This is a genomic window from Mesorhizobium loti (assembly GCF_003148495.1).
Lineage (GTDB): Bacteria > Pseudomonadota > Alphaproteobacteria > Rhizobiales > Rhizobiaceae > Mesorhizobium > Mesorhizobium loti.
Genome location: NZ_QGGH01000017.1, coordinates 35,090 through 53,001 on the forward strand (window position 1 = coordinate 35,090; position 17,912 = coordinate 53,001).

General features: G+C 63.0%; 16 protein-coding genes and 1 riboswitch. Of the genes, 12 read left to right on the forward strand and 4 right to left on the reverse strand.

The features are described from left to right. Nucleotides 1-209: 209 nt before the first annotated feature. Entirely contained in the window at nt 210-641 is a 432-nt protein-coding gene (locus tag C8D77_RS32385; RefSeq protein WP_245951942.1) for a hypothetical protein, read from the forward strand. A 52-nt stretch (nt 642-693) separates the two neighbouring features. Here C8D77_RS32385 and C8D77_RS32390 read toward each other — a convergent pair whose 3' ends face one another. Further along, a complete protein-coding gene (locus C8D77_RS32390) occupies nt 694-2,706 on the reverse strand; it encodes an acetyl-CoA carboxylase biotin carboxylase subunit (RefSeq protein WP_109671496.1) in 2,013 nt (670 codons plus the stop codon). A 199-nt stretch (nt 2,707-2,905) separates the two neighbouring features. On the opposite strand from C8D77_RS32390, the gene C8D77_RS32395 reads away from it, so the two are divergent. The 6 genes from C8D77_RS32395 (at nt 2,906) to C8D77_RS32420 (ending at nt 7,680) form a co-directional block, all read left to right on the forward strand. Further along, the gene (locus tag C8D77_RS32395) at nt 2,906-4,033 is read left to right on the forward strand and encodes an S-(hydroxymethyl)glutathione dehydrogenase/class III alcohol dehydrogenase (RefSeq protein WP_109671559.1); all 1,128 of its coding nucleotides are present in this window, start codon (nt 2,906-2,908) and stop codon (nt 4,031-4,033) included. A gap of 67 nt (nt 4,034-4,100) precedes the next feature. Beyond that, on the forward strand, nt 4,101-4,670 hold the full coding sequence (gene gfa, locus C8D77_RS32400; RefSeq protein ID WP_109671497.1) for an S-(hydroxymethyl)glutathione synthase: 570 nt from the start codon (nt 4,101-4,103) through the stop codon (nt 4,668-4,670). Between the two features lie 64 nt (nt 4,671-4,734). Next, nucleotides 4,735-5,202: a YaiI/YqxD family protein gene (locus C8D77_RS32405; RefSeq protein WP_109671498.1), complete on the forward strand. Its 468-nt coding sequence runs from the start codon at nt 4,735-4,737 to the stop codon at nt 5,200-5,202. 31 nt (nt 5,203-5,233) lie between these two features. After that, the gene (locus C8D77_RS32410; RefSeq protein ID WP_109671499.1) at nt 5,234-5,911 is read left to right on the forward strand and encodes a DUF1345 domain-containing protein; all 678 of its coding nucleotides are present in this window, start codon (nt 5,234-5,236) and stop codon (nt 5,909-5,911) included. A 97-nt stretch (nt 5,912-6,008) separates the two neighbouring features. Beyond that, nucleotides 6,009-6,887: a cytochrome b/b6 domain-containing protein gene (locus C8D77_RS32415; RefSeq protein WP_109671500.1), complete on the forward strand. Its 879-nt coding sequence runs from the start codon at nt 6,009-6,011 to the stop codon at nt 6,885-6,887. 1 nt (nt 6,888) lies between these two features. Further along, the gene (locus C8D77_RS32420) at nt 6,889-7,680 is read left to right on the forward strand and encodes a molybdopterin-binding protein (RefSeq protein WP_109671560.1); all 792 of its coding nucleotides are present in this window, start codon (nt 6,889-6,891) and stop codon (nt 7,678-7,680) included. Nucleotides 7,681-7,784: 104 nt separating this feature from the next. Here C8D77_RS32420 and C8D77_RS32425 read toward each other — a convergent pair whose 3' ends face one another. Further along, complete coding sequence (locus C8D77_RS32425) at nt 7,785-8,588, reverse strand: maleate cis-trans isomerase family protein (protein WP_109671501.1); 804 nt, start codon at nt 8,586-8,588, stop codon at nt 7,785-7,787. Between the two features lie 220 nt (nt 8,589-8,808). Between C8D77_RS32425 and C8D77_RS32430 the strand changes: the two genes are divergently transcribed. Together C8D77_RS32430 and C8D77_RS32435 are read left to right on the forward strand one after the other, a co-directional pair. After that, on the forward strand, nt 8,809-10,089 hold the full coding sequence (locus C8D77_RS32430) for a D-amino acid dehydrogenase (protein ID WP_109671502.1): 1,281 nt from the start codon (nt 8,809-8,811) through the stop codon (nt 10,087-10,089). An 8-nt stretch (nt 10,090-10,097) separates the two neighbouring features. Continuing rightward, the gene (locus C8D77_RS32435) at nt 10,098-10,826 is read left to right on the forward strand and encodes a GntR family transcriptional regulator (protein ID WP_109671561.1); all 729 of its coding nucleotides are present in this window, start codon (nt 10,098-10,100) and stop codon (nt 10,824-10,826) included. Nucleotides 10,827-10,844: 18 nt separating this feature from the next. Here the strand turns inward: C8D77_RS32435 and C8D77_RS32440 are convergent, their stop codons facing one another. Beyond that, nucleotides 10,845-11,846 carry a hypothetical protein gene (locus tag C8D77_RS32440; protein ID WP_109671503.1) on the reverse strand — a complete coding sequence of 334 codons (1,002 nt, stop codon included), beginning with the start codon at nt 11,844-11,846 and terminating at the stop codon, nt 10,845-10,847. A 292-nt stretch (nt 11,847-12,138) separates the two neighbouring features. Continuing rightward, nucleotides 12,139-12,225, forward strand: a riboswitch (glycine riboswitch). Nucleotides 12,226-12,374: 149 nt separating this feature from the next. Here C8D77_RS32440 and gcvT point away from each other — a divergent pair. Genes gcvT through gcvP form a run of 3 tightly spaced genes read left to right on the forward strand, consistent with a single transcriptional unit; the run spans nt 12,375 to nt 16,674 of the window. After that, complete coding sequence (gene gcvT, locus C8D77_RS32445) at nt 12,375-13,472, forward strand: glycine cleavage system aminomethyltransferase GcvT (protein ID WP_109671504.1); 1,098 nt, start codon at nt 12,375-12,377, stop codon at nt 13,470-13,472. Between the two features lie 5 nt (nt 13,473-13,477). Then, nucleotides 13,478-13,846, forward strand: coding sequence for a glycine cleavage system protein GcvH (gcvH, locus tag C8D77_RS32450; protein ID WP_013531953.1), 369 nt, complete (start codon nt 13,478-13,480; stop codon nt 13,844-13,846). A gap of 17 nt (nt 13,847-13,863) precedes the next feature. Next, the gene (gene gcvP, locus C8D77_RS32455; protein WP_109671505.1) at nt 13,864-16,674 is read left to right on the forward strand and encodes an aminomethyl-transferring glycine dehydrogenase; all 2,811 of its coding nucleotides are present in this window, start codon (nt 13,864-13,866) and stop codon (nt 16,672-16,674) included. On the opposite strand, the gene C8D77_RS32460 is transcribed toward gcvP, so the two are convergent. Beyond that, nucleotides 16,675-17,850, reverse strand: a complete 1,176-nt coding sequence (locus C8D77_RS32460; protein ID WP_109671506.1) for a GGDEF domain-containing protein — start codon at nt 17,848-17,850, stop codon at nt 16,675-16,677. Between the last annotated feature and the right edge of the window lie 62 nt (nt 17,851-17,912).

Here is a 17,912-nt window from a genome sequence, read left to right on the forward strand (position 1 = left end):
CGTTCTCGGTCCCGCCGCCTTGCCCATACCCGGAAACCTCGTGGCCGCCGGCCGCCAGGCCGATCCGGGACCGGTGTGAAGCGCTTCATGGTCGACGGAGCGCGCCAATCGCACACTGCCATTGTGAAATCGTCTTTCAACAGGGAAATTCTCATGGCTAGCCGTTTTGTCGGGATGATGTGCTGAACATGTGGCGCGCTCTGGCAGATATGAAACCGGTTCCAATCAGCCCCAAGCTCGTCGACGGGGGCGAAAAGTCCTGCCCGAGCGCTCGCGCCGAAGCGGGAGCGCTGCTGATCGGCGTGGTCGGGCCGGACGGCATCGTGCGGCCGATCCCGAAGCGGTTCGAAATCGACGCCGAATTCGTCGAACAGGCAAGCGAGGCCGGCGCCCCGGAAGCGCGCTTCCGCTTTGCCAGCCGTTGCGTCGAGGGCAAATGCAAGCAATGGACCGGCAATTCCTGCGGCGTCATCGAAAAGGTGCTAACCGGCATGGCCGAGCAGATGATTGCGCCGGCTGAAAACCTGCCGAGCTGCGCCATTCGCGGCTCCTGCCGCTGGCACAGTCAGCACGGCGCCGACGCCTGCCGCGCCTGCGTCTACGTCATTACAGACCAGAGCATGGTGACCGCGCCCGCTTGACCCCGAGATCGAGGAGCGGCTGCCTGCCCGTCCTCGATTGCGGCGCAAAAAATCAGGCGAATTCCATGATCACCGCGTCAACCGCCAGGCTGTCACCCGGCCTGGCGTTGAGTTTCGAGATCACCAGATCGCGTTCGGCGCGCAGCACGTTTTCCATCTTCATCGCCTCGACCACCGCCAGCGTCTCGCCGGCCTTGACTTCCTGGCCTTCGGCAACGGAAATCGACACGACAAGGCCAGGCATCGGACAAAGCAGCAGTTTCGACGTGTCCGGCGCTATCTTTTCGGGCATCAGCCTTTCCAGCTCGGCGGTGCGCGGCAGCATGGCGCGCGCGGTCACCGACATGCCCTTCCAGGCAATGCGAAAGCCATTGGCAACCGGCCTGATCTGAGCCGTAACCTTGCGCTTGCCGACCTTGCCGCGCCAGATCAGATCGCCCGGCCGCCAGTCGGATGCAACGGTCAGCGCCTTGCCGCCCTCAATCGACAGATCGATTTCCATCGGGATGGAAATCATGCCCTCGAGGATCGACGCCAACAGATAGTCATCGCCGATCTTCACCACCCAGTCGCGCTTCAGCGCTCCCGAATGCGGCGCCAGCCGCCCGCCCAGCCGGTCGAGCCGGTCGCGGCGCAGCAGTTCCACCGCGGTCGCGATCGACGCCAGCACGGCTTTCTCATCGTTGTTCGGTACGACCGGCGCGAAGCCGTCGGGATATTCCTCTGATATGAAAGCGGTCGATATCTGCCCTTCCCGCCAGCGCGGATGCTGCATCAAGGCAGCCAGGAACGGAATGTTGTGCTCGATGCCGTCGACGACGAAGCTGTCGAGCGCTTCCGACATGGCATCGATCGCTTCCAAACGCGTCGGCGCCCAGGTGCATAACTTGGCGAGCATCGGATCGTAGAACATCGAGATTTCGGAGCCTTCGGTGACGCCGGTGTCGTTGCGGATGACGACATCGCCGAATTGTCCTTCATCCGGCGGCCGGTAGCGCGTCAGCCGGCCGATCGAGGGGAGGAAATTGCGGTACGGATCTTCGGCATAGAGCCGGCTTTCCACCGCCCAGCCGTTCAGCTTGATATCACTTTGCTTTAAGGCGAGCTTTTCGCCGGCGGCGACGCGGATCATCTGCTCGACCAGATCGATGCCGGTGACGAGCTCCGTCACCGGATGCTCGACCTGCAATCGTGTATTCATTTCAAGGAAATAGAAGTTCTTGTCCTTGTCGACGATGAATTCGACCGTGCCGACGCTCTGATAGTCAACGGCCCTAGCCAGCGCCACTGACTGCTCGCCCATGGCCTTGCGTGTCTCGGCATCAAGAAATGGCGACGGCGCCTCTTCCGCCACCTTCTGGTTGCGGCGCTGGATCGAGCATTCGCGCTCGCCGAGATAGAGCGCGTTACCATGCGCGTCGGCCAACACCTGGATCTCGATATGGCGCGGATCGACGACGAATTTCTCGATGAAGACGCGGTCGTCGCCGAACGAGCTCTTGGCTTCCGAACGGGCTCGGTCGAAGCCGTCGCGCACTTCCGACTGGCTCCAGGCGATACGCATGCCCTTGCCGCCGCCGCCGGCCGAGGCCTTGATCATCACGGGATAGCCGATCTCGCCGGCGATCTTTTCGGCATGGTCGGCATTCTCGATGACGCCGAGCCAGCCGGGTACCGTGGAAACCTTGGCGGCGTTGGCGAACTTCTTCGATTCGATCTTGTCGCCCATTGCCCTGATCGCCTTGGGCTTCGGGCCGATGAAGGTGATGCCTTCCGCTTCCAGCGCCTCACAGAAGGCCGCCCGCTCGGACAGGAACCCGTAGCCGGGATGCACAGCCTGAGCGCCTGTCTCCTTGCAGGCGGCGATGATCTTTTCAGGGATGAGATAGCTTTGCGCCGCGGGCGAAGGCCCGATATGCACCGCCTCGTCGGCCATCTCGACATGCACGGCATCGCGGTCGGCATCGGAATAGACGGCAACCGTGGCGATGCCCATCTTGCGCGCCGTTTTGATGACGCGGCAGGCGATCTCGCCACGGTTGGCGATCAGGATTTTGGTGAACATGCGGAATGTCATCCCTCGGGTCGGCCGTTCCTTTTATGGCCTGTGCTGGCGTGGTCAAGCCGGCCGGGTCAATCGCGGTCTTTCAATCGATTTGGATTAGAATTCTCCATGCTGGCCCAAGCCTGGAACCAGCTAGCTGTTGATCGCCAAGGCAAAACCTGAAAGCTTGCGCAAAAATCGCCTCTGGAGGAATTGCCTGATGAAAACCCGCGCCGCTGTCGCTGTCGCCGCCGGAAAGCCGCTGGAGATCATGGAGGTCGACCTCGACGGTCCGCGCGAGGGCGAGGTGCTGGTCGAGATCAAGGCGACCGGCATCTGCCATACCGACGAATTCACGCTGTCGGGCGCCGATCCCGAAGGCCTGTTCCCGGCCATCCTCGGCCATGAGGGCGCCGGTGTGGTGGTCGATGTCGGCAAAGGGGTCACCTCCGTCAAGAAGGGCGACCATGTCATCCCGCTCTATACGCCGGAATGCCGGCAGTGCCCGTCCTGTCTGTCGCGCAAGACCAATCTGTGCACCGCTATCCGCGCCACGCAGGGCCAGGGCCTGATGCCCGACGGCTCGTCGCGCTTCTCGATCGGCAAGGACAAGATCTTCCACTATATGGGCTGCTCGACCTTCTCCAACTTCACCGTGCTGCCCGAGATCGCGCTGGCCAAGGTCAACCCGGACGCACCCTTCGACAAGATCTGCTACATCGGCTGCGGGGTGACCACTGGCATCGGTGCGGTCATCAACACTGCCAAGGTCGAGCAAGGCGCGACTGCCGTGGTCTTCGGCCTCGGTGGCATCGGCCTCAACGTCATCCAGGGCCTGAAGCTTGCCGGCGCCGACATGATCATCGGCGTCGACCTGAACAACGACAAGAAGGCCTGGGGCGAGAAATTCGGCATGACGCATTTCGTCAATCCGAAGGAGATCGACGGCGATGTCGTCCCCCACCTCGTCAACATGACCAAGCGCGGCGCCGACCAGATCGGCGGCGCCGACTACACATTCGACTGCACGGGCAGCACCAAGGTCATGCGTCAGGCGCTGGAAGCCTCGCATCGCGGCTGGGGCAAGTCGGTCGTCATCGGCGTCGCCGGCGCCGGCCAGGAAATCTCGACGCGGCCGTTCCAACTGGTCACCGGACGCACCTGGATGGGCACCGCCTTCGGCGGCGCGCGCGGCCGCACCGACGTGCCGAAGATCGTCGACTGGTACATGGACGGCAAGATCCAGATCGATCCGATGATCACCCATTTGCTGAAACTGGAAGACATCAACAAAGGGTTCGACCTCATGCATGAGGGCAAGTCGATCCGAAGCGTCGTCGTTTACTGAGGAAAGCCACAAGCCGCCGACCGACCGGCCAGCGACCTCTGTGGTTCACAACTGGGAGGAGAAAAGAATGGCGGAGAAACTGCATCCGAAAATCGACAACGGCCTGCCCAAGGAGAGCGCGAGCTTTGCCGGCGGCACGCTGGTCTGCGCCTGCACGAGCAAGCCGGTCAAGGTGAAGGTCAAGGGGCAGATCGCCCACAACCACGCCTGCGGCTGCACCAAATGCTGGAAGCCGGAAGGCGCGGTGTTCTCGGTGGTTGCCGTGGCGGGCACCGGCGACGTCACCGTCACAGAGAACGGCGACAAGCTCAAGGTGGTGGACCCCTCGGCGTTGATCCAGCGCCATGCCTGCACCGGCTGCGGCGTCCACATGCACGGACCGGTCGAGCGCGACCACCCGTTCAAGGGCCTGTCCTTCATCCATCCCGAGCGCTTCGAGGAGGACGGCTGGTCGCCGCCGGGCTTCACCGCTTTCGTCTCGTCGATCATCGAGTCCGGCGTCGATCCAAAGCGGATGGACGGCATCCGTGCGCAGTTGAAGACAATCGGACTGGAGCCCTATGACTGCCTCAACCCCGGCCTGATGGACTATATCGCGACCTGGACGGCGAAGAAGTCCGGCGCACTGCCGGCCTGACAGTCGTGAGATTTCAGGTATGGGGCCGGACAAGTTTCCGGCCCCTGCTCGTTCTGGAGAGACAATGCCCTCACCCGCCATTCTCGTCGACGCAGACGCCTGCCCGGTCAAAGCCGAGGTCGAAAAAGTCGCCGAGCGCCATGGCGTCGTCGTCACTTACGTCTCCAATGGCGGCTTGCGCCCCTCCCGCGACCCGATGATCCGCAACGTCGTGGTGTCCAAGGGCGCCGACGCCGCCGACGACTGGATTGTCGAAAACGCAAAATCCAACGACATCGTGATCACCGCGGACATTCCGCTTGCCGCCCGCGCGGTGGCACTCGGCGCGCACGTGCTTGGACCGACCGGGCGCCCCTTCACGCCGGAAACGATCGGCATGGCGGTGGCGATGCGCGATCTCAAGCAGCATTTGCGCGAGACCGGCGAAAGCAAGGGCTACAATGCCAGCTTCGCCCCGCAGGACCGTTCGCGGTTTCTCGGCGAACTCGACCGCATCTTGCGGCGGGCGCTCAAATCCGCCACACCGCAATAGAAACCGAGCGCCATCCAAGGTTGGAACCGCCATGGCTGCCGAAACCCCGATGAAGCCTCCCATGCAGCGCCACATGCTGTTCGCAGTATCGGCCTGCTTCGGCGTTTTGGCGCTCCTCACGGCGTTGCTGCTGCACGCCCCGCTCGCCTATTCGATCGGCGCCAACGCATTCTTTGCCGCCTACGTCATTCTTGTCGTTGCCCAGATGCCGAAATTCACCGGCAGGTATCTGAGCAAGAATGCGCGCGCCACCGACCAACCGGTGCTGGTCATCTTCGCCGTGACGCTCGTCGTTGTCGGTTTTGCCACCTTCTCGCTGTTCCAACTGATCAACCAGAAAGACAGCGCCCACCCTGTCGAACTCACCTTCGCGCTGCTGTCGATCCCACTCGGCTGGTTCACAATCCATGCCATGGCCGCGCTCCATTATGCCCATGTCTACTGGATGGACGGCGATGCGGTCGATGCCGAGACCAAGAAGAAGATCCCGGTCGGCGGACTGCTGTTCCCAGGCGACAAACGGCCGGAAGGCTGGGATTTCCTCTACTTCTCGACGGTGATCGGCATGACGGCGCAGACCGCCGACACCAACATCTCGACGACGCATATGCGTTGTGTCGTGCTGGTCCATTCGATCCTGTCGTTTTTCTTCAACACGGTCATCGTCGCAGCCGCCGTCAATCTCGCCGTCAGCTTGGGCGCTCCGTAATAAATCCGTGATCGGATGAAACATTGGTTTGGATCGCGACGTATCAGGAGGACAATGAACGCGCAGGCCACGCCGCGAGGTCGGGAGACGAGACAAGATGGAATCCGTTGCCAGAAGCCAATCCGCCGGCCCAGGCGCTTCTGCGTCGAACGACACAACGCTGATCTACCGGCAGTCGCGCTGGACCCGGCTGACGCATTGGCTCTGGGCCATCTCGCTGTTCTTCATGCTGCTGTCCGGCCTGCAGATCTTCAATGCCCGTCCGCAGCTCTATATCGGCAAGCAGTCGGGCTTCGACTACAACAACACCATCTTGGCCATCGGCGCCGAGAACACCAACGCCGGGCTACGCGGCTACACCGAAATCTTTGGACATCGCTTCGACACCACTGGGGTGCTAGGCTGGTCGGGGCCGGCAGGCCAGGAGACGTCCCGCGCCTTTCCGTCCTGGGCGACGATCCCGTCCTACTATGATCTCGGCACCGCCCGCGTCATCCATTTCTTCTTTGCCTGGATACTGACCACGACCTTGATCGTCTGGCTGGTCGCCAGCACTGTGAACGGCCATCTGCGGCGCGATCTCGCGCCACGCCTCGATGATCTCAAGCGGCTGCCGCAAGACATCATCGACCACGCAAAGCTCAAATTCCACCACACGCGGGAATACAACACGCTGCAGAAGATGGCCTATGGCGGTGTGCTATTCGTGCTCTTGCCGCTGATGATCATCACCGGCCTGGCGATGTCGCCAAGCATGAATTCGGTGCTGCCGTTCCTCAACGATCTGCTCGGTGGCCGGCAGACGGCACGCACCATTCATTTCACCGTCATGGTGCTTCTGGTCGCCTTCTTCGTCGTCCATATCCTGATGATCCTGGCCGCCGGCCCGATCAACGAACTGCGCTCGATCATCACCGGCTGGTATCGCACCGATCCTCCCGCACAGGACGACAAACCCGTCGAGAGGAGTGCCTGACATGGCGAAGTTTGAGATCAGCCGCCGCAAATTCCTCACCGGTGCCAGCCTCGGCGCCTCCGGCATCATGCTGTCGGGCTGCGACGCTTTCGACAGCCAGCTGAGCATCGGCAGCGGCCTGCGCAGTTTCCTGGAAAACGCCAATGGCCTGACATACCGGGCGCAACGCTTGCTTGCCGGACGCGATACGCTGGCGCCCGAATTCACCGAGGCCGACATCCGCCAGCCGCAACGGCCGAACGGGGTCACGGCACCGGACGACGATATCTACAAAGGTCTGCTCGCCAACAACTTCGCCGACTGGCGGCTGGAGGTTACAGGCCTGGTCGAAAAACCGCTGTCGCTGAGCCGCGAGCAGCTTCAGAACATGCCGAGCCGCACCCAGATCACCCGCCATGACTGCGTCGAAGGTTGGAGCTGCATCGCCAAATGGACCGGCACGCCGCTGTCGCTGGTGCTGGACCAGGCGGTGGTCAAACCGCAGGCGCGCTATGTCATGTTCCATTGCCTCGACACGATCGACCGCAGCCTCTCCGGCGACATCAAATATTACGGCACCATCGACCTGATCGATGCCCGTCACCCGCAGACGATCCTCGCCTATGGCCTGAACGGCAAGCCGTTGCCGGTCGAGAACGGCGCGCCGCTGCGTGTCCGCGTCGAGCGCCAGCTCGGCTATAAGATGCCGAAATATCTCTACAAGATCGAACTCGTCGACGGCTTTGCCACTGTCGGCGGCGGCAGGGGCGGCTATTGGGAAGACAATGGCTACGACTGGTACGGTGGCATCTGAACCGCAGCCGCAAACGCTGCGCCTCTAAAGATGGCCAGGCCTACAGCGAAACAGCTCGCCTTTTCCGGCAATCTGCTCGCCAATGCCGCCAAGCCGCTGCGCCTCTAAAGATGGCCAGGCCTACAGCGAAACAGCTCGCCTTTTCCGGCAATCTGCTCGCCAATGCCGCCAAGCCGCAGCATATGCCAGGCAAGTGCATGGTTGCTCGAGGTGACCGGTTTCCCCAATTCCTTCTCGACCTCCTCGATGATCCGGGCAACGCGCATGCTGGTGCAGGAAACGAACACGGCCTCACAGTCGCTCGACGCACCGATCTCCAAGATGGCCTGCTTGACCGATGCCGGCGTGATGCGTGCAACGACATTGTCGTCCGCCTCGTTGAAGGAGCCCATGACCGGGATATCCATTCCTCGCGCCATCAGCGATGCACGCAGCGAGTGATTGATTTTCGCCAGGTAAGGGGTGAGCAGCGCGATCCGCGAGACGCCTAGGGCCTTCAGCGCGGCCCGTGCCGCCGTCACCGGGTTGGTCACTTGCACGCCTGGCAGCACCTCGTGAACGCGCGCGGCGACCTTGTCCTCGCCGATGACAAGCGCTCCCGAGGTGCAGGCAAAGCCGATCACATCGAACTTGACGTCGGGCAGCAGCCCGACCGTTGCCGGGATCACGGCCGACATCTTCATCAGGTTCTCCGGCGTGATCTCGACATCGCTGTAGAGCCGCGCCTCATACAGCGCGATGTCGCGTGCGGGCAGCGCATAGCGGAATTCATCCTCGATGGTCTGGTCGGTCCGCAGCACGAGCAGGCCGAGATTGGCGCGGGTGCCAATACCGTCGTCGGTCTTGAAGGGAATGTGTTCCTTGTCGAGGACAAGCGTTTCGTCGGCGCGGGTAACCGGGGCGTCCATGGTGTAGTCCCCTTCCTGATGTCAATCAGAATTGTCGACAATAGAAAACGGCAACATTGCCGAAGGTGTCAAGGGCTCCGTGCGGATTTTGGAAACCGGAAACGCCTAAATTCTACGCTTAGGTGGATCACTTGTCAGTCGCCGCCCTTGCGCCGTTGACAAGGATCGGCGTCTTCCTATTGAATTGTCGACAATAGGAACGACAGCCATTGGAACGGCAATGCGCGTATTGATCTTGGGCGGGGGCGTGGTCGGGATCACCACGGCCTATCAGCTGCAAAAGGATGGCCATCAGGTCACCGTTCTCGAGCGGGCACCGCAGGTGGCCGAGGGCGCAAGCTGGGCAAATGCCGGCATGATCGCGCCCGGTCACTCTTTCGTCTGGTCATCGCCAGCCGCCCCAAAAATCCTGCTGAAGTCGCTGTTCCAGAAAGACCAGGCGCTTCGTTTCAAACTCTCCGCCGACCCGCATCTCTACTCGTGGTCGCTGCGCTTCCTGAGGGAGTGCACGGCCGCAAGGGCGCGTCGCAACACGCTGCTCAAACATCGGCTTGCAGTCCATTCCCAATCGGTCCTGCAGGCGGTCGTCAGGGAGGAAGCGATCCAATACGACAGGACCTCGGCCGGCATTCTTTACTTCCACCGCAGCCGTCAGGCGCTCGACAAGGGCGTTGCCAACATGTGCCTGCTGGAGGCCGACGGCCAGGAGATCCGCATTGTCGACGCGCAGGAAATCGTTGACCGCGAGCCGGCGCTGACTTCGTCGCGCGGCGGCATTGCTGGCGGCATATTGTGTCCGACCGACGAAACCGGCGACGCCGCCAAGTTCACGCGCGCACTGGCGGCCATCGTCGAAACGAGGGGCGGCAAGATCCTGACAGACACCAGGATCGTCGGGATCGAACGCAGGAACGACGCGATCACCCGGGTCGTCACCGACAAGGGAGAGGTGTTGGCCGACACCTACGTTCTGTGCCTGGGCGCGGAAAGCCCGATCCTTGCCCGCAAGATCGGCCTCGGTCTGCCGATCTACCCGATCAAGGGATATTCGCTGACCATTCCCATCGTCGACCAGGCCCTGGCTCCAAAACTTCCCGTGATCGATGAGCACAACCTCGTTGCCATCACGCCGATGGGCGATCGCATCCGCGTCACCGCCACCGCAGAGTTTGCAGGCTATGATCTTAGCCACAAACCCTCCGATTTCGCGTTCATGAAGCGTGTCACGCAGAATCTTTTTCCACGCGGTATCGCCTATGATCGTGCCGAGATGCGGGCCTGTCTGAGGCCAATGACGCCCGACAATCTGCCGATCCTCGGCCGGCGCAACATCAAAAACCTCTGGCTGAACACCGGCCACGGCCATATCGGCTGGACCATGGCGCATGGATCGGCCCGCATCGTCGCCGATCTGATCGCCGGCCGGGCCGCGCCAATCGCCCTCGATGGTATCCTTCCCACACAGGCGCGGTTCGCCGAACCAAGCGCCGCAAAGGCTTGACCGACGCCATGCTCCGACCCACCAGGCAAAGCAACCAGGACAACAATGCGGCGTCGGCATCCAAGCCAATCAAGACCGGCCCGCGTGTCTATGAAGAGATCCGTCGGATGGCGATGGACTATCGCTTCAAGCCGAACGAACGCATCAACGAAGTGGCGCTTGCCGCGAGGCTGAACGTCAGCCGCAGCCCGATCCGGGAGGCCCTCCAGCGGCTGGTCACGGAGGAACTCATCACCTTCCAGACCAATCGCGGCTTCTTCTGCCGCGGCTTCGATGTCGACGAAATCGTCAATCTTTCCGATGTGCGGGCCGTGCTCGAGGACCGCTCCCTCAGGCTGGCAATCCAGCGCGCGACCAATGAGGAACTCGCCGCGCTCGTCGACTGGTGGACGCTGACCATGGCGCGAGCCGACTCATTTTCCAGCGCCGAACTGACCGCCAGGGACGAGGAATTTCACATCCGCATCGCCAGGCTGTCAGGCAATCCCGAACTGGCGCGCATGCTCGAAGGCATCAACACGCGCATCCATTTCGTTCGCAAGATCGAAGTGGAGAAGCACCGGCGACTGTCGACGACTTACACCGAACACAGCGAGATCGCCCGGGCCATGGTCGCCCGCGATGCCGACAGCGCCGCCAGGCTCATGCATGACCACATCGCCATCAGTGTCGCCGATGCCATGTCGACCGTTCGGGAAGGCCTCGCCCGGATATACATCGATGTAGGCCAGATCTGATCAGGCAACCTTTGCCGGTCAGGCGACCTTGTCGAGCAGCGGCCTCAGCGCCGGGTGGATTTCCGGCGAGGCGTGCTTGATCAGCGTCAGCAGCGCGCGTTCGTTCTCGTACAGAGGCCGGTCCGCGCCGATATGCTCGATCAGCCAGCCGGCTTCGCCGGCATCGATCGTCTCGGCGCGGCGGGCCAGGGCCTCGGCCGCCCTGTTCTTGGCTTCCCACTCGGCCTCGATGTCGCCTGGAGACCGATAGGCTTCCATGATGCCGGCAAGACCGCCGGAGATCATGCGGCTGAAGAAACCGCCGATTTCCGGATCGGCGTGTTCGAGGAAGACATCACGGCGCAGCGCCACATCGCGCGTCGGCGCTTCATAGCCGGCCGAGCACATGACGAAATTGGCGATCGCCTTGACGAACAGGTCGTTCCAGGACGGATCGTTGTGTCCTTGAGCGGTCCGCTCATTGATCCTGAACAGCACTTCGGCCTCGGCGCGGGTGATGGCGATGTTGCCGTCGCCGCCATGGGCATGGAGGATCCGGCGCAGCAGCTCGACCTCGGCCTTGGCGATCAAACCGGGAACCAGTGCGCCGCCGAGCATCAGCGGCCCCTTGCCGTCGATAACGGCATGCGCCACCTGCTCCAGCGCATAGACGCAAAGCTGACCCGGCGACGATCTCGCCTCTTCCAGCACATGGACCAGCAATTCGAGTTCGGTCCGGCTGTCGACCATGCCGTCACGCGAGATCGTACGGATCAGCCAGTCGGCATTGTCCTGCGAGATATAGCCCGACGGCTTTTCCTGGTGGACGATGTAGTCGGTGACCGCCTCGATGAAGAAGGGCGGCCATTCCTGGCATTTGTCCTTGGCCGTGGCGTCGAGCGCGAACAGCGCCTCGGCCTCGCCGCGCGTCACCACGCCATCGCCGAACACCTCATGGCGCAGCATCGCCACATCCTCCGCGGCGATGCTGCTTTTCGAGGTCAGCCCGGCCACCGGCGCACTCATGATCAATTCGCCCATTTGTCGTCCCCGTCCGCCGCCGGCAATACCAGCCCCAAAGCGTCATGCCTGCCACCATATCAGCAGTGTCTTGAAAAACCGGCAAACGGCGTGGTTAGCGAAGACTTGTCGGCCAATGCATGTCGCCCAAAAGTGTGCCGCGGGTTTGGGCGAACGACATGCATCAAAACAGAGAGCTAAAGTGCGTCGCCTGACTCCGTTTCAGCGCGACGCGCTTTAGATGTCGCTGACAGGTGACAAGCCGTCGCGCACAAGCTATGGATGGCGCGTCGAGGACTCAGGGTCCGAGTCCTACCTGTTTGCGGGAGAGAGCAGCGAAAGCTGCCGCCGAAGGGGAAATCGCCCGAAATCTCTCAGGCAAAAGAACCGTAGACGGGAAAGACACTCTGGAAAGTCGGGGCTTGCCCCCGCGCCGAAGGTGTAAGCGCCGCTGACAGAGTTCCGGCAGCGCGAGTCTCTCAGGCTTCAGACAGAGGGGCACGGACTGGTCGCCATTCGCGACCGATTGCGTGCGACTCTGGAGACGACATGACGGGCGACACAAAACACCTCCCCCTAGAAGATATCCACATGGCCGCCGGTGCGCGCTTTGGCGCCTTTGCCGGCTGGTCGATGCCGCTGACCTATCCGGCCGGCGTCATGAAGGAACATCTTCACACCCGCGAACGGGCAGGCCTGTTCGACATCTCGCATATGAAACTGTTCGAGGTCAGCGGACCGGAGGCGGTTGCGCTGCTCAACCGTGCTTGCCCGCTGGACGCCGGCGCGCTCGAGATTTCGCAGTCCAAATTGTCCTTCTTCCTGAATGAGGCAGGCGGCATTCTGGACGATCTGATCGTCACCAGGCTTGGCGATATCAGATTCATGGTGGTCGCCAATGCCGGCAACGCCGTGGCCGACGAAAAGCATTTGCGTGCGCTTGCCGCGGATTTCGACGCCAAGGTCGAGCCGCTCGACCGCGTCTTTCTCGCGATCCAGGGTCCGGAGGCCTGGGCTGCTCTTTCCCGCGCCGGCATCGAGACCGGCTCGCTGCTGTTCATGCACGGTGTGGAACCGCGGAAGAACTGGTTCATGAGCCGCTCGGGCTATACCGGCGAGGACGGTTTCGAGATCGGGCTGCCGGAGGCCGATGCGCGCGATCTCGTTGCGAAATTGCTCGACGATGAACGCGTGCTGTGGATCGGGCTGGCTGCCCGCGACAGCCTGCGGCTGGAGGCAGGGCTCTGCCTGCATGGCCAGGACATCACGCCGGAGACCGACCCGGCCAGCGCCGCCTTGATGTGGGCCATCCCGAAGGACATCCGCGCTTCCGGCGCTTTCATCGGCGCCGATGCGCTCCGCGCCGCCGTGGAACGAGGACCCGCGCAAAAGCGAGTTGGGCTTAAACCGGAAGGCCGCCAGCCGGTGCGCGGCGGTGCCGCGCTCTTTGATGCCGACGGCAAGCCCGCTGGCCATGTCACATCGGGCGGCTTCGGCCCCTCGGCCGGCCATCCGGTCGCCATGGGCTATGTCGCGGCACCGCTGGCCAAGCCCGGAACGCGGGTCTTTGCCGATGTTCGCGGCACGAAAATCCCAGTCGACATCAGCTCCCTGCCCTTCACTCCGCATCGCTACCGCAAAGGATGATTTCCATGGCAACGACCTATTTCACATCAGATCACGAATGGCTCCGCGTCGAGGGCGGCATCGCCACTGTCGGCATCACCGACTATGCGCAGGAACAGCTCGGCGATCTCGTCTTCGTCGAATTGCCGGAGACCGGAAAGAAATTGACCAAGGGCGATACCGCCGTCGTGGTCGAATCCGTCAAGGCGGCTTCCGACGTCTACGCGCCGGTCGATGGTGAGATCACCGAAGCCAACGGCACGCTGTCGTCGGACCCGTCACTGGTCAATTCGGCGGCAACCGGCGCCGGCTGGCTGTGGAAGATGAAGCTTGCCGACGAAAGCCAACTCGCGGGCCTCATGGATGAGGCCGCCTACAAAGCCCATATCGGCTGATATCAGGACGTATTGACATGACCGCAGCACTCACTCCCTTCTCGGCCCGCCATATCGGTCCGAGCGTCAACGATGTCAGAGCCATGCTTGCCGTGATCGGCGTTCCGTCCGTCGAGACGCTGATCAGCCAGGCCGTGCCGCAGTCGATTCGCCTCGACGTGCCGCTGGCCCTGCCCGCGCCGGCCAGCGAAGCAGAAGCGCTGGCCGAATTGTCGGCGACCATGGCGAAAAATACGGTGCTGAAAAGCTTCATCGGCGCCGGCTATCACGGCGTCCACGTGCCGCCGGTCATCCAGCGCAATTTGTTCGAGAACCCGGCCTGGTACACCGCCTACACGCCCTATCAGGCCGAGATCAGCCAGGGCCGGCTCGAAATGCTGTTCAACTTCCAGACGCTGGTCACTGAACTGACCGGCCTGCCGGTGGCATCGGCCTCCTTGCTCGATGAAGCGACCGCCGTCGCCGAAGCCGTCGGCATTGCGCTGCGCCACCACCGCGACAAGCGCACCAAGGTGGCGCTGGCCGGCACGCCGCACCCGCAGACGCTGGATGTCGTGCGCACCCGCGCCGAGCCGCTCGGCATCGAGATCGACGGCGAGACGATCGACGACAACACCGCCGCTTTGCTCGTCTCCTGGCCGGATACGTTGGGCGTCTATGGCGACCACAAGGCGGCGATCGACAAGGCTCGGGCGACCGGTGCCATCGTCGTCTTCATCGCCGACCCGCTCGGCCTGACCTTGACCGATGCGCCGGCAAAACTTGGCGCCGACATTGCCGTCGGCCCAATGCAGCGTTTTGGCGTGCCGATGGGCTTTGGCGGGCCGCACGCCGCCTATTGCGCCGTCTCCGACAAGTTGACGCGACTGATGCCCGGCCGTCTGGTCGGCCAATCCACCGATAGCAAGGGCCGGCCCGGCTACCGGCTTGCCTTGCAGACCCGCGAACAGCATATCCGCCGCGACAAGGCGACCTCCAACATCTGCACCGCGCAGGCGCTGCTCGCCAACATGGCGACCGCCTATGCCATCTGGCACGGCCCCGCCGGGCTGCAGGCGATTGCCGGGCACATCCATGCGCTGGCCAATCGTCTGGCAAGCGGCCTCGAGGCGGCAGGCGTATCGGTAATCGGTGCCAGCCGTTTCGACGGGGTGACAGTGGAGACCAAGGGCAAGGCGGCGCAGATCGCCGCTGCGGCTGAAAAGACCGGTCGCCTGCTGCGCGTCATCGATGCGGACCATGTCGGCATCAGCTTCGACGAGACCTCGACGTATGCCGATCTCGATGCGATCGCGGCCCTGTTCGGTGCCAAGGCTGGTTCCTCAGCCGGCAGCACAGTGCCCGGCAAGCCGCGCGGCAAGGAGTTCCTGACCCAACCTGTGTTCCATGAGAACAAGTCGGAAACCGACATGATGCGCTTGCTGCGCCGGCTGGCCGACAAGGATCTGGCGCTCGACCGCAGCATGATCCCGCTGGGATCCTGCACCATGAAGCTCAACGCCGCGGCGGAAATGATGCCGGTAAGCTGGCCTGAAATCGCCAATTTGCATCCCTTCGCGCCGGCAAGCCATTCGGCCGGCTATCGTGCCATGATCGACGAGTTGGAAGGATGGCTGTCGGAGATCACCGGCTTCGATGCGGTCAGCTTGCAGCCCAATGCCGGCAGCCAGGGCGAGTATGCCGGCCTGCTCGCCATCCGCGCGTATCATCGCTCGCGCGGCGAAGGCCATCGCACCGTCTGCCTGATCCCTTCCTCCGCGCATGGCACCAATCCGGCGAGTGCGGCGATGGCCGGCATGAGCGTCGTCGTCGTGCGCTGCCTGGAGGACGGCAATATCGACATGGACGATATGAGAGCCAAGGCCAACGAGCATTCCAAAAATCTCGCGGCGCTGATGTTCACCTACCCCTCGACGCATGGCGTCTACGAGGAAGGTGCGCGCCACCTCTGCGCCCTCATCCACGAGCATGGCGGCCAGGTCTATTTCGATGGCGCCAACCTCAACGCCCTGGTCGCCTTGGCGCGACCCGCCGATATCGGCGCCGACGTCTGTCATATGAACCTGCACAAAACTTTCTGCATTCCCCATGGCGGCGGTGGCCCGGGCATCGGCCCGATCGGCGTCAAGGCCCATCTGCAGCCCTATCTGCCGGGACATGTCACCGAAGGTTCGGCGCACGCCGTGTCGGCCGCACCATTCGGCAGCGCCTCGATCCTGCCTATCACCTGGATGTATATCCGCATGATGGGCGCGGCCGGACTGAAGCAGGCGACGGAGACCGCCATCATCTCGGCCAACTACGTGGCGACACGGCTCGCGCCGCACTTCCCGCTTCTCTACAAGGGTAGGCACGATCGCATCGCGCATGAATGCATCCTCGACACCCGCGTGCTCAAGGACAGCGCCGGCATCAGCGTCGACGACGTCGCCAAGCGTCTGATCGACTACGGCTTCCACGCGCCGACCATGTCCTTCCCGGTTGCCGGCACGCTGATGGTGGAGCCGACCGAATCCGAGCCCAAGCGGGAACTCGACCGCTTCTGCGAGGCGATGATCGCCATCGCAGGCGAGGCAGCGAAAGTCGCCAGGGGCGAATGGCCTTTGGCCGACAATCCGCTGGTCAACGCGCCGCACACCGCCGCCGAGGTGTTGGCCGCCCAGTGGACCCATCCCTACTCGCGCCTGGAGGCGGCCTATCCCGCCGGCGACGCCGACACGGCAGCCAAGTACTGGCCGCCGGTGTCACGCATCGACAATGTTGCCGGCGACCGCAACCTGGTCTGCTCGTGCCCGCCCCTGTCGGACTATCTGGGTGCAGCGGAATAATTAAGCGGAGCGCAAGGCCGGCTTGACCGGGTCGGCCTTGTCTAGTGCCGTCCGACCGATGACGCAATTTCGACCGGCGCGCTTGGCGGCGTAGAGCGCCGCGTCGGCCTCGGCAAGCACGTCATCGAGGGTGCGGCCGCTTGCCTCGCCAAAGCCGATGCCGCCGCTGACCGTACTGCGCAACTTGCCGAGTTGGGTGGCGACGATCTCGGTGCCGAAGGCCACACAGATCTTGCTGGCGAGATCATGGGCCTTCTCTTCCGTCATTCGCGACATGACGACGGCGAATTCCTCGCCGCCCAGGCGAAAGGCGTCGACGCCGGTCCTGGCATATTTCTTGATCACCGCGGCGAAGCGGCACAAGACCTGGTCTCCGACCGGATGACCATAGACATCGTTCGTCCGCTTGAAGTGGTCGAGGTCGAACATGACGACGGACATGAACGGACCGAAACTCCGCTCACCGTAGAGCGACGTCAACGCCCGGCGGTTCATCAACCCCGTCAGCGGGTCGGTCATGGTCTCGGCCTTCAGCTCGATCTGCGCCTGCAGATGGTGGAGGGAGAGCGTCAATGCGCCGAGCCCGGTCATGCAGGCCACCGCCACGACGGAATTCAGTCGTTCGGCCCAGTTGTCGGGCGCGGTCGCGAGCGTCCATTGCCCCTTGGTCAGCAGAACCATGCCGCAGAGCGCAAACGACACCGCGCAGGTGCCGCTCAGAAACGAAACCACCAGCAGGATGCGGCGATCATGGCTGCCGTTGATCCAGAACATGGCGCCGATCGCCGACAGCAGCGCCGTCACCGTGGTGTAGGTGATGATGAAGCCGACGCCATCAAGGCCCAGAAGGGTCACGGCGGCACAGATAGCCATGGCGGCAAGCGCCGGTGCAACGGCACGTCTGTAGCCGTGCACGCCCAGATATTGCATGGCCGACACGCAGAGGATCAGGAACCCTAGAGTGAGCAACGCAAGCACGATCTGACAGAGCAGCGGATCGGGATCCTTGGTGTATCGCCAGAACAGGATCACATGCGCGACGAGCACCAGAATGCCGCACGCCACCGTCAGCACGAAGCCTGCCTTGGGCGCGGTGAACCAGATCGCAAACATGGTGACGCTGAGGCAGATGCCCGACAGCGCGGCTGCGAGCAGGAGCGAACTGAAGTCCAGCATATCGGGCAAGGGCCTCTCGAGCGTCGGCGGTTACGCCGCATTCTAGGTCAGCGGCAGCCCTC

What these genes read in the sequence shown, in the direction of transcription:
- C8D77_RS32390 (WP_109671496.1), bottom strand. Translation starts at nt 2,706, where the DNA reads ATGTTCACCAAAATCCTGATCGCCAACCGTGGCGAGATCGCCTGCCGC.
- gcvP (WP_109671505.1), top strand. Translation starts at nt 13,864, where the DNA reads ATGACCGCAGCACTCACTCCCTTCTCGGCCCGCCATATCGGTCCGAGC.
- gfa (WP_109671497.1), top strand. Translation starts at nt 4,101, where the DNA reads ATGGCGGAGAAACTGCATCCGAAAATCGACAACGGCCTGCCCAAGGAG.
- C8D77_RS32435 (WP_109671561.1), top strand. Translation starts at nt 10,098, where the DNA reads ATGCTCCGACCCACCAGGCAAAGCAACCAGGACAACAATGCGGCGTCG.
- gcvH (WP_013531953.1), top strand. Translation starts at nt 13,478, where the DNA reads ATGGCAACGACCTATTTCACATCAGATCACGAATGGCTCCGCGTCGAG.
- C8D77_RS32460 (WP_109671506.1), bottom strand. Translation starts at nt 17,850, where the DNA reads ATGCTGGACTTCAGTTCGCTCCTGCTCGCAGCCGCGCTGTCGGGCATC.
- C8D77_RS32440 (WP_109671503.1), bottom strand. Translation starts at nt 11,846, where the DNA reads ATGGGCGAATTGATCATGAGTGCGCCGGTGGCCGGGCTGACCTCGAAA.
- C8D77_RS32425 (WP_109671501.1), bottom strand. Translation starts at nt 8,588, where the DNA reads ATGGACGCCCCGGTTACCCGCGCCGACGAAACGCTTGTCCTCGACAAG.
- C8D77_RS32420 (WP_109671560.1), top strand. Translation starts at nt 6,889, where the DNA reads ATGGCGAAGTTTGAGATCAGCCGCCGCAAATTCCTCACCGGTGCCAGC.
- gcvT (WP_109671504.1), top strand. Translation starts at nt 12,375, where the DNA reads ATGACGGGCGACACAAAACACCTCCCCCTAGAAGATATCCACATGGCC.
- C8D77_RS32385 (WP_245951942.1), top strand. Translation starts at nt 210, where the DNA reads ATGAAACCGGTTCCAATCAGCCCCAAGCTCGTCGACGGGGGCGAAAAG.
- C8D77_RS32395 (WP_109671559.1), top strand. Translation starts at nt 2,906, where the DNA reads ATGAAAACCCGCGCCGCTGTCGCTGTCGCCGCCGGAAAGCCGCTGGAG.
- C8D77_RS32405 (WP_109671498.1), top strand. Translation starts at nt 4,735, where the DNA reads ATGCCCTCACCCGCCATTCTCGTCGACGCAGACGCCTGCCCGGTCAAA.
- C8D77_RS32430 (WP_109671502.1), top strand. Translation starts at nt 8,809, where the DNA reads ATGCGCGTATTGATCTTGGGCGGGGGCGTGGTCGGGATCACCACGGCC.
- C8D77_RS32410 (WP_109671499.1), top strand. Translation starts at nt 5,234, where the DNA reads ATGGCTGCCGAAACCCCGATGAAGCCTCCCATGCAGCGCCACATGCTG.
- C8D77_RS32415 (WP_109671500.1), top strand. Translation starts at nt 6,009, where the DNA reads ATGGAATCCGTTGCCAGAAGCCAATCCGCCGGCCCAGGCGCTTCTGCG.